General features: G+C 67.1%; 14 protein-coding genes. 11 read left to right on the top strand and 3 right to left on the bottom strand.

Translation table 11 applies throughout. The features are described from left to right. Nucleotides 1-50: 50 nt before the first annotated feature. Nucleotides 51-311 carry a 30S ribosomal protein S20 gene (gene rpsT, locus GKZ92_RS15485; RefSeq protein WP_006359335.1) on the bottom strand — a complete coding sequence of 87 codons (261 nt, stop codon included), beginning with the start codon at nt 309-311 and terminating at the stop codon, nt 51-53. 228 nt (nt 312-539) lie between these two features. Between rpsT and GKZ92_RS15480 the strand changes: the two genes are divergently transcribed. From GKZ92_RS15480 to GKZ92_RS15465, 4 genes are all read left to right on the top strand, one after another. Further along, nucleotides 540-1,694 carry a hypothetical protein gene (locus GKZ92_RS15480; protein ID WP_006359334.1) on the top strand — a complete coding sequence of 385 codons (1,155 nt, stop codon included), beginning with the start codon at nt 540-542 and terminating at the stop codon, nt 1,692-1,694. 79 nt (nt 1,695-1,773) lie between these two features. Beyond that, nucleotides 1,774-3,528 carry a circularly permuted type 2 ATP-grasp protein gene (locus GKZ92_RS15475; RefSeq protein WP_040004209.1) on the top strand — a complete coding sequence of 585 codons (1,755 nt, stop codon included), beginning with the start codon at nt 1,774-1,776 and terminating at the stop codon, nt 3,526-3,528. Further along, complete coding sequence (locus GKZ92_RS15470; protein WP_006359331.1) at nt 3,525-4,502, top strand: alpha-E domain-containing protein; 978 nt, start codon at nt 3,525-3,527, stop codon at nt 4,500-4,502. The genes GKZ92_RS15475 and GKZ92_RS15470 overlap by 4 nt, the downstream gene beginning before the upstream one ends. Then, on the top strand, nt 4,499-5,347 hold the full coding sequence (locus GKZ92_RS15465) for a transglutaminase family protein (RefSeq protein ID WP_006359330.1): 849 nt from the start codon (nt 4,499-4,501) through the stop codon (nt 5,345-5,347). The genes GKZ92_RS15470 and GKZ92_RS15465 overlap by 4 nt, the downstream gene beginning before the upstream one ends. 8 nt (nt 5,348-5,355) lie before the next feature. Here the strand turns inward: GKZ92_RS15465 and GKZ92_RS15460 are convergent, their stop codons facing one another. Continuing rightward, nucleotides 5,356-5,799 (bottom strand): type II toxin-antitoxin system PemK/MazF family toxin, encoded by a 444-nt coding sequence (locus GKZ92_RS15460; protein ID WP_006359329.1) that lies wholly within the window; start codon nt 5,797-5,799, stop codon nt 5,356-5,358. Continuing rightward, complete coding sequence (locus GKZ92_RS15455; RefSeq protein WP_006359328.1) at nt 5,796-6,494, bottom strand: alpha/beta hydrolase family protein; 699 nt, start codon at nt 6,492-6,494, stop codon at nt 5,796-5,798. Before GKZ92_RS15455 ends, GKZ92_RS15460 begins: the two co-directional genes overlap by 4 nt. 50 nt (nt 6,495-6,544) lie before the next feature. Here GKZ92_RS15455 and lepA point away from each other — a divergent pair, with 50 nt between their 5' ends. From lepA to GKZ92_RS15420, 7 genes are all read left to right on the top strand, one after another. Beyond that, entirely contained in the window at nt 6,545-8,431 is a 1,887-nt protein-coding gene (gene lepA, locus GKZ92_RS15450; RefSeq protein ID WP_035751383.1) for a translation elongation factor 4, read from the top strand. Continuing rightward, nucleotides 8,432-10,483, top strand: coding sequence for a M3 family metallopeptidase (locus tag GKZ92_RS15445; protein WP_006359326.1), 2,052 nt, complete (start codon nt 8,432-8,434; stop codon nt 10,481-10,483). A gap of 13 nt (nt 10,484-10,496) precedes the next feature. Then, nucleotides 10,497-11,402 carry a cation diffusion facilitator family transporter gene (locus GKZ92_RS15440; protein ID WP_006359325.1) on the top strand — a complete coding sequence of 302 codons (906 nt, stop codon included), beginning with the start codon at nt 10,497-10,499 and terminating at the stop codon, nt 11,400-11,402. A 155-nt stretch (nt 11,403-11,557) separates the two neighbouring features. Continuing rightward, the gene (locus tag GKZ92_RS15435) at nt 11,558-12,673 is read left to right on the top strand and encodes a sulfate ABC transporter substrate-binding protein (RefSeq protein ID WP_075862979.1); all 1,116 of its coding nucleotides are present in this window, start codon (nt 11,558-11,560) and stop codon (nt 12,671-12,673) included. Continuing rightward, nucleotides 12,670-13,551 carry a sulfate ABC transporter permease subunit CysT gene (gene cysT / locus GKZ92_RS15430; RefSeq protein ID WP_075862980.1) on the top strand — a complete coding sequence of 294 codons (882 nt, stop codon included), beginning with the start codon at nt 12,670-12,672 and terminating at the stop codon, nt 13,549-13,551. The genes GKZ92_RS15435 and cysT overlap by 4 nt, the downstream gene beginning before the upstream one ends. After that, nucleotides 13,548-14,486 carry a sulfate ABC transporter permease subunit CysW gene (gene cysW / locus GKZ92_RS15425; RefSeq protein ID WP_035751302.1) on the top strand — a complete coding sequence of 313 codons (939 nt, stop codon included), beginning with the start codon at nt 13,548-13,550 and terminating at the stop codon, nt 14,484-14,486. Before cysT ends, cysW begins: the two co-directional genes overlap by 4 nt. Before the next feature lies 1 nt (nt 14,487). Continuing rightward, entirely contained in the window at nt 14,488-15,483 is a 996-nt protein-coding gene (locus GKZ92_RS15420) for a sulfate/molybdate ABC transporter ATP-binding protein (protein WP_075862981.1), read from the top strand. Nucleotides 15,484-15,486: the final 3 nt, after the last annotated feature.

Here is a 15,486-nt window from a genome sequence, read left to right as displayed (position 1 = left end):
ATGGCGGCGCGCCATGCGCCGAGGCGACCCGGAGGTCGGAGTGGGTCAGCTCAGAGCTTGTTGACCGCGAGAGCGATGGCCGACTTCTTGTTGGCGGCCTGGTTGGCGTGGATGACGCCCTTGCTGGCGGCCTTGTCGAGCTTGCGGCTCGCAGCCTGACCGAGCTCGGTAGCCTTGTCCTTGTCGCCGGACTCGACGGCCTCGCGGAAGCTACGGATCGAGGTACGCAGGGCCGACTTCACCGACACGTTGCGCTGCCGGTTCTTCTCGTTGGTGCGGTTGCGCTTGATCTGAGACTTGATGTTCGCCACGCGTGTTACCTCTGTCGTTGCTGGTGGATATGTCTGTCTGTTCTGGTCGGGCGGCGGACCGGTTGGCCCGAACTCGCACCGCGCGGCGTCGGCGCGTGAAGGATCTTCACGGCGTCACCGCAACAGCGGACAACTTTACCAGCCGGGATCAGTCAGCCCAAAATCCGTCGTCGGGCCGATGCGCGCCGAAAAGAATCATCGTGGGCAAAAGTCTAGGCTCGAGTCATCATGTCCGTCGTTTACGTACACATCGGCCTCCCGAAGACCGGCACCACGCACCTGCAGGATCGACTCTGGCGCAACCGTGACCTGGCGTTGCAGACGTCCGGGTTGCTCTATCCGGGCAACGTCATCTCCGATCACTTCCACGCCGCGGTCCACCTCCAGCCAGAGCGCTACCTCGACTGGGCCGACCCGGCCTTCTCCGGGGTGTGGCCCAAGCTGCTCGGGCAGATGCGGGCCTGGCCCCAGACCTCGCTGCTGTCGCATGAGCTCTACAGCACCGCGACGAGCGAGCAGATCGAGCGGCTCCTGGCCGATCTGTCGTTCGCCGACGAGGTGCACGTCATCGCAACGGTTCGCGACCTCGCCCGCCAGCTCCCGTCGGTCTGGCAGGAGAACGTCAAGAACCAGCGGCGTGCCTCCTTCGACGAGTTCGTCGACGCGGTCGCGTTCGCGGCGGAATCGAACACGGTGGGTGAGGTGTCCGCGGAGAATGCCGGTCCGCTCGTCGAGGACGAACCGTTCTGGGAGTTCCAGGACCACGTCGGCATCCTCGCCAAGTGGGCGAAGTTCGTCGGACCCGAACGCGTCCACGTGGTGACCGTGCCGCGCGGTCGGCCGGCGCAGGGCGACGCCCTCTGGGATCGCTTCCTCCGCGTCCTGGAGGTCGACGCGGCACCGCTGAACATCCCGGTGCCCAGCCTCAACAGCTCGCTGTCGGCGTCGCAGGCCGAGTTCCTCCGCGGTCTGAACCAGCGCCTGCAGCCGGAGACCATCGAATGGCGCCGGTACGAACGCATCATCAAGGGGCAGGTGATCGGCGAGATCCTGTTCGAGGCGCGCTCGGGCGCGCCCCAGGGGCTGACGGTCAAACACCGGCAGTGGGCCGCCGCGCAGGCGGCCACGATGGTGGAGGCGGTACGCAGCGCGGGATACGACGTCGCAGGCGACCTCGCCGACCTCGAGGTGTCGGCGGACGGTGCCGCCGACGACGCGCCGATGCCCTCCGATCGCGAGGTGCTCGACGTGGCTCTCGACACGATCGCCTCGATGGTCCTCGCCGCGCCGCTGCCCAAGGTCGGACCGCCGATGAAGACGCGCGCAGCCAATGTCCTGCGGCGAGTCAAGCGCCGCGCCCTCGCGATGCGACGTTCGCTCTGAGGCGCCGGCGCATGGCGCGCACGACACGGTCGGCCAACCGTGGTGCCGATTTCGCGGTTATGCGGCACCATGGCAATTTATGACCCCCGCATCGACAAGTGCGCCCGCCAAGAAGGCGCCGCGAAAGTCCGCATCCGCGAAGACAACGACGTCGAGCTCGTCCGGGAAGGCGGCCTCGGGCCGCTCCGGATCGTCGAAGAGTTCGGGGTCAGGAGGCAGATCCCGCAAGTCGAGCGGTGAGGAGAACTTCACCGGGAACTTCGGTGGGTACTCAAAAGGTCCGTACGGCAAGGCATATGACGAGATGTTCGATGCCGCGGGCGATGTGCGCACCCCGTATCGCGGCATCTACAAGGCGATGTCCGACGAGGACTCGTCCGACCTGGTCGAGGCCCGCGTCGAAGCGTTGGGCCGCGCCTACCTCGATCAGGGTGTGACCTTCTCGCTGTCCGGCCAGGAACGCCCCTTCCCGTTGGACATTGTGCCGCGCGTGATTTCGGCCGGGGAGTGGAGCAAGCTCGAAGCGGGTATCACCCAGCGCGTGCAGGCCCTCGAGTTGTTCCTCGACGACATCTACGGTGAGCAGGAGATCCTGCGCGACGGCGTGCTGCCGAAACGGCTCGTCCACTCCTGTGAGCACTTCCATCGGCAGGCAGCAAACATTCGGCCGCCCAACGGTGTTCGCATCCACGTCGCCGGCATCGACCTGATCCGCGACGAGAACGGCGACTTCCGGGTCCTCGAGGACAACCTGCGGTCGCCGTCGGGTGTCTCATACGTGCTCGAGAACCGCCGCGCGATGGCGCGCGTGTTCCCCGACCTCTTCTCCAAACACCGCGTCCGCGCGGTGGCCGACTATCCGAGCCATCTGCTGCGTGCGCTGCGCGCATCGGCGGCGTTCAACGAGGCCGACCCGAACATCGTCGTGCTCACCCCGGGGGTGGCGAACTCCGCGTACTTCGAACACTCGCTGCTCGCACGCCTGATGGGTGTCGAGCTCGTCGAGGGCCGAGATCTGTTCTGCCGCGACAACGTCGTCTACATGCGCACCACCGAGGGCGAACAGCGCGTCGACGTCATCTACCGCCGCATCGACGACGACTTCCTCGACCCGATGCAGTTCCGCCCCGATTCGATGCTGGGTGTCGCCGGACTGCTCAATGCGGCCCGCGCCGGCAACGTGGTCATCTCGAGCGCGGTCGGCAACGGCGTCGGCGACGACAAGCTGATTTACACCTACGTCCCGGAGATCATCGAGTACTACCTCGGTGAGAAGCCGAGTCTGCAGAACGTCGACACCCTGCGCTGCTGGCTTCCCGAGGAGTGCGAGGAGGTCCTCGACCGCATCGACGAGCTCGTCGTGAAACCCGTTGAGGGATCGGGTGGATACGGCATCGTCTTCGGGCCCGAGGCCACCAAGGCGGAGCTGGACACCCTGGCCCGCAAGGTGCGCAACGATCCGCGCGGCTGGATCGCACAACCCGTCGTGCAGCTGTCGACGGTGCCGACGAAGATCGGCAACGAGATCCGTCCGCGTCACGTCGACCTGCGTCCGTTCGCCGTCAACGACGGCGAGTCGGTCTGGGTCCTGCCCGGCGGCCTCACTCGCGTCGCCCTGCCGGAGGGATCGTTGGTGGTGAACTCCAGCCAGGGAGGTGGTTCCAAGGACACCTGGGTGCTCGCCAGCCGGACGTCGGAGGCCGAACGCGAACTCTCCGGCGCGAAGGTGGTCACCACCAGTGGCGTCGCCGCGGCCCGGCCCGCCGACAGCGCCCCCGACCCGGTGCACACCCAGACCCAACAGCAGCAACAGCAGGGCGGTGATCCCCGATGATGTTGGCGCGCAACGCCGAGTCGTTGTACTGGATCGGCAGGTACGTGGAGCGCGCCGACGACATGGCGCGCATCCTCGACGTCGCGATCCACCAGCTGCTCGAGGACACCACCGTCGACGTCGACCAGCAGGCGCGACTGATCATCCAGGTACTCGGGCTCGAGGCGCCGGAGACCGACGAGGAACTCGACGTCTGGTCGCTGACGGAACGCGTGGCCTACGATGCCGACGCGGTCGGGTCGATCGTCGACCTCATCCGCGCGGCACGCGAGAATGCGCGCGGCGCAAGGGAAGTCACGTCGAGCGAGCTGTGGGAGTGTCTCAACACCACCTACAACGGACTCGACGCCGCCGAACGCCGGTCGCGCCGCCTCGGTCCGCACGAGTTCCTCTCGTACGTGAAGAACCGTGCGGCCATGTTCGCCGGCCTCGCCGACGCCACCCTCAGCCACGACGACGGCTACCGCTACCTGCTGCTCGGCCGCTCCGTCGAGCGGGTCGACATGACGATCCGAATGCTGTTGTCGCGAGCGGGGGATCGAACCTCGTCGCCCGCATGGGTCAACGTGCTGGTCTCCGCCGGCGGTCACGACACCTTCCTGCGCACCTACCGCGGCGTCCTCGACGCGGAGAACATCGTCGAGTTCATGCTGCTCGATCGCCTGTTCCCGCGGTCGATCTTCCACGCGCTCAGCGTCGCCGAACGCAACCTCGGGCAGCTCGAGAAGGGTCCCAGCCGCGTCGGAGCCCAGGCCGAGGCCCAGCTGTTGCTCGGTCGGGCGCGGAGCTCGCTGGAGTTCCTCGAGCCCGGCGAGCTGCTCGACGGGCTGCAGGAACGTCTGGTTGATCTGCAGGACACCTGCCGGGCCGTCAACGAGGCGGTCACCAAGCAGTACTTCCATGTGTCGCCGTATGTCTCGTGGGCCGACACCCGCGTCAGCGACGGCCAAGCGATCGAGGAGAGTGAACTGTGAGCTGGCGTCTGCGCGTCGTCCATTCCACCGGTTTCGCGTACAACAGTCCCGTCACCTCCTCGTACAACGAGGCCCGGATCACGCCCCGTAGCGACGCCCGTCAGAACGTGATCGTCAACCGTGTCGAGACCGTGCCGGCCACCAGGTCGTATCGCTACACCGACTACTGGGGTACGGCGGTCACCGCCTTCGATCTCCATGCGCCGCACGAGGAACTCGAGGTGTCGGGGATGTCGGTGGTGGAGACCGAGGCCGGACAGCGACCAGCCGAGGAAGACCAGGTCTCGTGGGAGGACATCCGCAGCGAGGCCGTCATGGATCGCTACGACGAGATGCTCTCCAACACCACCTATGTGCCGAAGAACCGGCAGCTGATCGCGGCGGCCAAGAAGGTCGCCAAGGGGCTCACCCCGGCGGAGACGGTCGAGGCGCTGTCCCGGTTCGTCCATGAGGAGATGGAGTACGTACCCGGCACCACGGGCGTGCACACCACCGCCGTCGACGCCTGGAACGAGCGCAAGGGGGTCTGCCAGGACTACGCCCACCTCACCCTGGTGATGTTGCGCGGCCTGGGAATTCCGGCCCGCTACGTGTCGGGGTACTTGCATCCGAAACCGAATGCGGCGATCGACAAGACGGTCCAAGGCCAGAGCCACGCATGGATCGAGGCATGGACCGGCGGCTGGTGGGGCTACGACCCGACCAACGACACTCCGATCACCGAGCAGCACGTGTCGGTCGGCGTCGGCCGCGACTACGCGGATGTGTCGCCACTCAAGGGGGTCTACACCGGTGGTGGCGCAACGGATCTCGACGTCATCGTGGAGATCACGCGGCTGGCGTAGGGGAGTGCTCAGCGCCAGCCGAAGCGCGACCTGAGTTCGTCGGCGACCGCGTCGAAACGGCGACGGTCGAGGATTGCGCCCTCGCGCCGGATGCCGTCGGCGTCGACGACGAGGACACGGTCGAGGCGGACGAAGCTCGGCCGATTCTGTGAGTCCCAGGTCCCGGTGCCGACGGCGAACCAGTCGTCGTCGTCCCGGTGGTAGTCCTTGCTCGACAGCATCAGACCCAGAACCTCCTCGAAAGTGCCACCGTCGGCGGTCTCGGCGTTGGCGTCGCGGCCCACCACGAGCACCGGGCGGTCCTTGCCCTGGTTGGGGTCGTCCTCGTAGGCGACCCAGGTCCACACGATCTCGCCGGGGTCGGCGTCGCCGTCGAGTTCGGGGTTGTAGCTGATCGTGCGGGCGACCTCGGCGGTGGGACGGAGGCGGGACCGGATGCTGCGGCTCGTCACGGCCGGAATGCTCTCATCAGGAACTCGTCGACCGCGTCGGCGGTCAGCTGCGCGGTCGGCTTCTTCTTCGGGTTGAGGTCGTGACCGACCTTCTCGAGTTCGACGATCCGCGTCGGCGCGTCGATCAGGCCGATCGCCTCGGCCATCTCCTCGGTGGTGCCGAACGGGTCGGTGCTGCCGTGGACGACGAGGGTCGGCACGGTGATCGACGGCAGGTGTTCGGTGCGCAGCCGGTCGGGCTTGCCCGGCGGGTGCAGGGGATAGGAGCTGAGCAGCAGGCCGTCGGCGAGGTCGGTGCCGTCCTCGGCGACCGCCATCGACGCCTGACGCCCGCCGTAGGAGTGGCCGCCGACGAACAGCGGGCCGTCGGACTCCTCGCGGAACGTCGCGCAGGCGGCGCGGATGCCGTCGCGGTCGGCCGGCGACGTCGACGGACTCGGCGGTCCCTTGGGTCGGCGCCGGCGATAGGGGAGGTCGATCCGGGCGACGACGTAGCCGCGCGAACTCAGTTCGTCGGCGAGCGCGCGCAGGATGACCGCGTCGCGGTTGCCGCCCGCGCCGTGCGCCAAGACGATCGTGGCGCGAGGAGTGCCGTCCGGGCGGTGCACGTCGGCGGCGACGTCCTCGGTCTCGACGGTGGCGATGGTGGTCCCTGGCTTTTTCGACTCGGCGGACTCGGCTGTCACGGCTGCCACGGTAGCGCCCCACCATCCGCTTGGGCACCATTCGCGGCGCTCATGAGAACATGGTGGTCAACGTACGTGTCCATCCTCGAGGAGTAGTTCCAATTCCCACCTTCGTCGACACAACCTTCACCGACCCGGCGCGCATCCGGAACTTCTGCATCATCGCCCACATCGACCACGGAAAGTCGACGCTGGCCGACCGGATGCTGCAGCTCACCGGTGTCGTGGAAGAGCGCCAGATGCGGGCGCAGTACCTCGATCGCATGGACATCGAGCGTGAGCGCGGCATCACCATCAAGGCGCAGAACGTGCGGTTGCCGTGGCAGCTCGACGGTGACGACTACGTAGTGCACCTCATCGACACCCCCGGTCACGTCGACTTCACCTACGAGGTGTCGCGTGCGCTCGAGGCGTGTGAAGGCGCGGTCCTCCTCGTCGACGCCGCTCAGGGCATCGAGGCACAGACGCTCGCCAATCTGTACCTCGCGATGGAGAACGACCTCACCATCATCCCGGTCCTGAACAAGATCGACCTGCCCGCGGCCGACCCCGAGCGTTACGCCGCCGAGCTCGCCCACATCGTGGGCTGTGAGCCCGAGGACGTCCTGCGGGTGTCCGGCAAGACCGGCGTCGGCGTCGGCGAACTGCTCGACGAGGTCATCCGCAAGGTGCCCGCCCCCGTCGGGAACGCCGACGCGCCGGCACGCGCGATGATCTTCGACTCGGTCTACGACACCTACCGCGGCGTGGTCACCTACGTCCGTGTCGTCGACGGCAAGATCGTGCCGCGCGAGAAGATCCAGATGATGTCGACCGGCGCGACCCACGAACTGCTCGAGGTCGGCATCGTGTCGCCGGAACCGAAGCCCACCCAGGGACTCGGCGTCGGCGAGGTTGGCTACCTCATCACCGGTGTGAAGGACGTGCGCCAGTCGAAGGTCGGTGACACCGTCACCAGCGCCCGCAACGGCGCGAGCGAAGCGCTGACCGGATATCGCGAACCGCGGCCGATGGTCTACTCGGGCCTGTACCCGATGGACGGTTCCGACTATCCGGTCCTGCGTGAGGCGCTGGAGAAGCTGCAACTCAACGACGCCGCGCTCACCTACGAGCCGGAGACGTCGGTGGCGCTGGGCTTCGGATTCCGCTGCGGCTTCCTGGGTCTGCTCCACATGGAGATCACCCGCGAGCGTCTCGAGCGCGAGTTCAACCTGGACCTCATCTCCACCGCACCCAACGTGGTGTACCGCGTCGTGATGGAGGACGGCTCCGAGCACATCGTCACCAACCCGTCGGACTGGCCGGAGGGCAAGACCCGCCACATCTACGAGCCGGTCGTCAAGACCACGGTGATCGCGCCGAGCGAGTTCATCGGCGCCATCATGGAACTCTGCCAGTCGCGGCGCGGCGAGCTCGGCGGCATGGACTACCTGTCGGAGACCCGCGTGGAACTCCGCTACACCCTACCGATGGCCGAGATCATCTTCGACTTCTTCGACTCGCTGAAGTCGCGCACCCGCGGCTATGCATCTCTCGACTACGAAGAGGCAGGCGAGCAGGAAGCCGACCTGGTCAAGGTCGACATCCTGCTCCAGGGCGAGGCCGTCGACGCGTTCAGCGCGATCGTCCACCGCGACGCCGCCTACGCCTACGGCAACAAGATGGCGCTCAAGCTCCGCGAGCTCATCCCGCGTCAACAGTTCGAGGTCCCGATCCAGGCGGCCATCGGCTCGAAGATCATTGCGCGCGAGAACATCCGGGCGATCCGCAAGGATGTGCTCGCGAAGTGCTACGGCGGCGACATCAGCCGTAAGCGCAAGCTGCTCGAGAAGCAGAAGGAAGGCAAGAAGCGGATGAAGACCATCGGCCGTGTCGACGTCCCGCAGGAGGCGTTCGTCGCGGCGCTCTCCACCGATGCCGCAGGTGACAAACCGAAAGGGAAGTAGATGACGGGGCAGGACAGCGCAACCAATCCGGTACTGGCACAGAGTGATCTGCCCTACGATCTGACGGACTTCGCGTCGATCTCCGACGACGACTTCCTGCCCGCCTTCCGTGAGGCGATGGCGTCGCACCTCGCCGAGGTCGAGGCCATCGCCGCCGATCCCGCGGAACCGACCTTCGGCAACACGATCGAGGCGCTGGAGCTGTCGGGTCGCGACCTGGCCCGCGCGTCGGGCATCTTCTTCAATCTCGTCGGCCCCGACACCAACCCCAAGCGCAACGAGATCTCCCAGGAGCTCTCGACGCTGTTGACCGACCACGGCAACACGATCGCGATGAACCCGGTTCTGTTCGGCCGGATCTCGGATCTCGCGTCCCGCGCCGACGACCTCGACCTGACCGAGCCGCAGCGTCGACTCCTCGACAAGCGGTACCGCGAGTCCGTGCGTGCCGGTGCCGGTCTGCCGGAGGCCGAGCAGGAGGAGATGCGCCAGATCGCCTCCCGGCTCGCGTATCTGACGACCACGTTCTCGCAGAAGATCCTCGACGACACCAACGATTCGGCGGTCCTCGTCGAGGACGCGTCGGACCTCGACGGCTTGTCCGCCGGCCAGATCGCGGCCGCTCGACGCGCGGCGGCCGATGCCGGCCACGAGAGCGGCCACCTGATCACCCTGGAACTCCCGACCAGCCAGTCCGTGCTGACCGAGTTGACGAATCCTGCCGTGCGGCAACGGGTGTTCGACGCGTCGGTGAACCGCTGCGCGCGCGGCAACGACCACGACACCCGGGAACTCGTCCTCGAGATCGTGCGTCTGCGTGCTCGCCGTGCCGAATTGCTCGGGTACCGCGACCACGCCGAGTTCGTGATCGCCGAGCAGACCGCGCCCGACGCGTCCGCGGTCGACGACCTGCTGCGGGAACTCAACCGATCGGCGATGCGTGCCGGGGGTCGGGAACTGACGCGGCTCACCGAGTTCGCCGAAGGCGCCGAGATCGGACCCGCCGACCTGACCTTCTGGCTCGAACGTGAGAAGCAGGCCAAGTCCTCGGTACCGCTCGACGGTTTCGCCGACTACTGCGAACTCGACACCGTCCTGACGCGCGGAGTCTTCCACGCCGCCAACAAGTTGTACGGCCTGACGTTCGTCGAACGGACGGGACTGCCCGTCTATCACCCCGACGTGCGCGTCTGGGAGGTGCGGGACGACTCCGGCACCGGCATCGGACTGTTCCTCGGCGACTTCTACGCGCGGCCGTCCAAGCGCGGCGGTGCCTGGATGAACAACATCGTCGACCAGTCGTCGGTGCTGGAGACCCAGCCGATCATCGTCAACGTCCTGAACCTGACGAAACCCGATGAGGGGCAGCCGTGTCTGCTCACCATCGATCAGCTGACGACCCTGTTCCACGAGTTCGGGCATGCTCTGCACGGTCTGCTGTCGTCAGTGCAGTACCCGTCGCAGTCGGGGACATCGGTGCCGCGTGACTTCGTCGAGTTCCCGTCGCAGGTCAACGAGATGTGGGCCCTCCACCCGGATGTGCTCGCCAACTATGCGCTGCACCACGCGACCGGTGAGGCGATCCCGGCCGAACTGGCCGCCGCCGCACGGGAGTCCGCCGGCGCCGAGACCGCGCACGGGACCATCGAGTACCTCGCGGCGTCGTCGCTCGATCTGGCCTGGCATCGGTTGACGGTCGAGGAGGCCGCGGCCGTCACCGACGTCGAGGCGTTCGAGGCGAAGGCGCTCACCGAGGTCGGCCTGCAGACCGACCTGATCCCGCCCCGCTACCGCAGCGCCTACTTCAACCACATCTTTGGCGGCGGCTACTCGGCCGGCTACTACAGCTACATCTGGTCGGAGGTCCTCGACGCCGAGACCGAACAGTGGTTCCTCGCCTCGGGCGGCCTGGAGCGCGACAACGGGCGACGCTTTGCCGAGGCGACGCTGTCGCGCGGTGACAGCATCGACCCGCTGGTATCGCACGAGGCGCTGATCGGCCGTAAACCGCAGATCGAGCCGCTCCTGCGTCGTCGGGGGCTCGCGGCTTGAGCCGGGTTCGATCATGACAAGGGGACAACGCCACAACCTCGCCCGGTTCGCGGTGCTCAGCATCGTGACCGCGGTGGTCGTGTTCGGCCTCAAGCTGCTGGCCTGGTGGATCACCGGGTCGGTGGGCCTGCTGTCCGACGCGCTCGAATCGATCGTCAACGTCGTCGCCGCCGTGGGCGCGTTCGTCGCACTACGCGTCGCCGCGAAGCCGCCGGACCGGGGGCACAACTTCGGGCACACCAAGGCCGAGTACTTCTCGGCGGTTTTCGAAGGTGTCCTGATCGTCGTGGCGGCGGTGATCATCGTCGTGACCGCGATCGACCGGCTCATCAACCCCCGCGAGCTCGAAGAGATCGGGCTCGGCCTCGGCATCTCGGTGGGCGCCACGGCCCTCAACGCGGCGGTGGGGTTGATCCTCATCCGCGCCGGCCGCAAACACCGGTCGCTGACCCTCGAGGCCGACGGCAAGCATCTGATGACCGACGTGGCGACCACCGTCGGCGTCCTCGTGGGTGTGTTCCTCGTCGCGTTGACCGGCTGGCTGCCCCTCGACCCGCTGATCGCCATCGCTGTCGCGATCAACATCATGGTCGTCGGTACCCGGCTCGTGTGGCGCTCGAGTGCGGGACTGATGGATTCCGCGCTCCCCGCCGAGCAGCGCTCCGCCATCGACGACGTGCTCGACCGGCACCGCACCGACGGCATCGTCTTCCACGACATCCGCACCCGCGAGGCCGGTCACGAACGGTTTCTGCAGCTCCACATGCTCGTGCCCGGCGACTGGTCGGTGCAGCGCGCCCACGATCTCACCGAGGTCGTCGAGGACGACCTGCACGCAGCGGTCCCGGACCTGAACATCACGACGCACGTCGAACCGGTCAACGATCCGCGCGCCTACGAAGACTGGCGGTTGGAGTAGAGGGTCAGGGTGCTCACCGTGTGTGTGCATGGCCTGGGCGGAGTTCAGATCTCGATGATTTCAACTCCGGCGAGGCCCTTGCGGGTTGCTAGCGTGATCCGGTCCCGCCGGTCACCGCCCTGTCCCGACCGGCCCCGCTGAGTCTTGGAGGAAGAGTGAGCGCTGGCCCTGTCACGCCGCGTGGCACCCGGGTGCTGGTGAGCCTTCTGGCGTTGGCGATGGTGTTCGTCGCGGGCTGCGGTGGCGGATCGACCGACGAGCCCGGCGGAGTGGACATCTCCAGCGGCGACCGGCACCTCGATCTGGTCGCCTACGCCGTCCCCAAGATCGGCTTCGACGAGATCATCCCGGCGTTCCGCGACACCCCGGAGGGCCACGGCATCGGCTTCTCGGCGTCGTACGGCGCCTCCGGTGATCAGTCGCGCAAGGTGGCCCGTCGTGTTCCGGCCGACGTCGTCAACTTCTCCGTCGAACCCGACATCACCCGCCTGGTGAAGGCGGGTCTGGTCGACGAGGACTGGAAAAAGCAGGCACCCAACAACAGCACCCCGTTCGGGTCGGTCGTCGCGCTGGTGGTCCGCAAGGGCAATCCGAAGGGCATCCGCGACTGGGACGATCTGCTGAAGCCCGGTGTGCAGGTGGTCACCCCGAACCCCGGCAGCTCCGGGTCGGCGAAGTGGAATCTGCTGGCACCGTATGCCGCGCTCAGCGACGGCGGCCGGGATTCGCAGGCCGGCCTCGACTACGTGGCCAAACTGGTGCGCGACCACATCAAGGTGGTGCCCAAGTCGGGCCGCGAGGCCACCACGGCGTTCGAGCAGGGTCAGGGCGATGTCTTGATCAGCTACGAGAACGAGGCGATCATGCTCGACAAGGCCAACTCCACCGCCGCCCCGAACAGCCAGGTCGAATACGTGATCCCGCCGCAGACTTTCAAGATCGAGAACCCCGTCGCGGTCGTCAACACCTCCGACGACAAAGCGGGCGCACGCTCCTTCGTGGACTTCCTCTTCACCCCGGAGGCGCAGCTGATCTGGGCCGAGCAGGGATTCCGGCCGGTGGACCCCGCGGTCATCGAGGCGACCCGGGATCGGTTCCCCGGTGACATCGCGAAGCTGTGGACCATCGCCGAACTCGGCAAGGTGCTCGGGGAGGGCACCGCCGAGGACAACGACGGCAAGGACCTGACCGGCTGGAAGGCCGTCGACGAGGCGCTGTTCGGCAAGAAGGGCGCCATCACCAAGATCTACGACTCAGGGGGTAAGCAGTGACCTCGGTCGACTCGACGGCCACGGAGACCGGGACACCCGTTCCCGACTCCCGGCCGCCACGCGGGTTCCTCGGACGCTCGCGGACCTTCGCCGGCGTGAGCCCGATGACCATCGGCGTCGCCTGGCTCTGGCTCAGCGTCATCGTGCTGCTGCCACTCGCGGCGATCACCGTGCAGTCCTTCGACGACGGCTGGAGCGGCTTCTGGGAGGCCGTCTCGGCGCCCGCCGCGGTGGACGCCATCTGGATCACCGTGGTCGTGTCCGTCGTCGCGGCGCTGATCAACGTCGTGTTCGGCACGCTGATCGCGTGGGTGCTGGTCCGCGACGAGTTCCCCGGCAAGGGATTCGTCAACGCCATCATCGACCTGCCGTTCGCGCTGCCGACGATCGTCGCCAGTCTCGTGTTGTTGTCGCTGTACGGGCCGAACAGCCCCATCGACATCCAGCTCAACGCCACCAAGCCCGCTCTGGTGATCGCGCTGACGTTCGTCACGCTGCCGTTCGTGGTCCGTCAGGTGCAGCCGGTGCTCATCGAACTCGACGTCGACGTCGAGGAGGCCGCGGCGGTACTCGGCGCCAACAACCTCACGATCTTCCGCAAGATCATCCTGCCCGCGCTGCTGCCGGCGATCCTGATCGGTGCCGGCCTGGCCTTCACCCGCGCCATCGGCGAGTTCGGTTCGGTGGTGCTCATCGGCGGCAACATCCCGGGCGACACCCAGGTGGCCTCGCAGTACATCCAGCAGCAGATCGAGATCGACGCGCCGATCGACGCGGCCGCGATCTCGGTGGTCCTGCTGCTCATCGCCTTCGTCGCACTGCTCATCCTGCGCGTCGCCGGACGGTGGCAGTCCAAGCGGGAGGACGCTGACCGATGAAGGTGTCGAACCCGACCAAGTACACGCTGCGCACCATCGCGCTCGTCTACCTGTTCGTCCTCCTGATGGTTCCGGTCGGCACCATCTTCTACCGCTCCTTCGAACACGGCATCGTCCAGTTCTGGGAGTGGATCACCACCCCGGCGGCCATCTCCGCACTGCAGCTCAGCCTGCTCATCGTCGCCATCGTCGTGCCGCTCAACGTGGTCTTCGGCGTGATCACTGCGCTGGCCCTGGCCCGTGGGCGGTTTCCCGGCAAGGGATTCCTGCAGGCTGTCGTCGACTTGCCGTTCGCGGTGTCACCGGTGGTCGCCGGTGTCGCGCTGATCCTCCTGTGGGGCCACGGCGGCTGGTTCGGCGGCATCGAGAGTCTCGGCTTCCGGATCATCTTCGGCTTCCCCGGGCTGGTGCTGGCCACGCTGTTCGTCACGCTGCCGTTCGTCGCCCGCGAGGTCGAACCGGTGCTCCGGGAGATCGGTACCGAACAGGAAGAGGCCGCCGCGACGCTGGGCGCCAGCAATTGGCAGGTCTTCTGGCGGGTCACCCTCCCGGCGATCCGCTGGGGCCTGACCTACGGCATCGTTCTGACCGTCGCGCGAGCGCTGGGCGAATACGGCGCGGTGACCATGGTGTCGTCGAACTATCCCGGTGTGTCCCAGACGCTGACGCTGCTGGTCCACTCCCGCTACACCGACGACTACAACGAGTTCGGCGCCTACGCGGCCGCGACCCTGCTGATGTTCGTCGCCATCCTGGTGCTCGTCCTGATGTCACTGATCGAGCGCCGCGCCAAGTCCCGTCTCGTCGACGCCAGTGAATCCACCTCGGGCGACGTCGAACTCACCGAGGTCGACCTCACCCCGCCGCACGGGCCGGCATCCGTCGACGCCAAGCAGATCGTCCATCCCAACGCCCAGCACAAGGAAGGCGTGTGACATGTCCATTCAGGTGATCGGCGCAAACAAGCGCTACGGCGACTTCGCCGCCCTCGACAACGTCTCCATCGACATCCCGGACGGTCAGCTCACCTCGTTGCTGGGGCCGTCGGGCTCCGGCAAGTCGACGCTGCTGCGGGCGATCGCCGGCCTCGACACCCTGGACTCGGGCACCGTCCGGATCAATGACAACGACGTCTCGCAGAAGTCACCGCAGAAGCGCGACATCGGATTCGTGTTCCAGCACTACGCCGCGTTCAAACACCTCACCGTGCGCGACAACATCGCCTTCGGCCTCAAGATCCGCAAGCGGCCCAAGAAGGAGGTCGACGCCAAGGTCGACCAGCTGCTCGAGGTGGTCGGACTCTCCGTCTTCCAGCACCGGTTCCCGGCGCAGCTGTCGGGTGGCCAGCGGCAGCGTATGGCCCTCGCCCGCGCACTTGCCGTCGACCCCAAGGTGCTGCTCCTCGACGAGCCGTTCGGGGCCCTGGATGCGAAGGTGCGAGATGACCTGCGCCGCTGGCTGCGTCGTCTCCACGAGGAGGTGCACGTCACCACCGTGCTGGTCACCCACGACCAGCAGGAGGCGCTCGACGTGAGCGACCGCATCGCCGTCCTCAACAAGGGACGCATCGAGCAGGTCGGTACCCCCGACGATCTCTACGACCGTCCGGCCAACGAGTTCGTCGCGTCGTTCCTCGGTTCGACGGTCCGCCTGAACGGCGAACTGGTTCGCCCGCACGACATCCGGATCGGACGCACCCCGGAGATGGCCTCGCCGGCCGCCGACGCATCGCTCGATACCGGTGTGATCAAGGCGACGGTGCTGCGCGTCGTGAACCTCGGCTTCGAGACCCGTGTCGAGCTCGTGGCCGCGACCACGGGCGACGAGTTCGCCGCCCAGATCACCCGTGGCGACCAAAACGCCCTCAACCTGCAGGCCGGGGAGACCGTGTACGCGCGGGCCACCAAGGTCGCCGCGCTGACCGAGGCCTGAGCA

This window comes from Gordonia sp. 135 (assembly GCF_009720185.1).
Taxonomy (GTDB): Bacteria; Actinomycetota; Actinomycetes; order Mycobacteriales; family Mycobacteriaceae; genus Gordonia; species Gordonia alkanivorans.
Note: the sequence above shows the minus strand (reverse complement) of the source record. Positions and strands in the feature narration are given on the sequence as shown.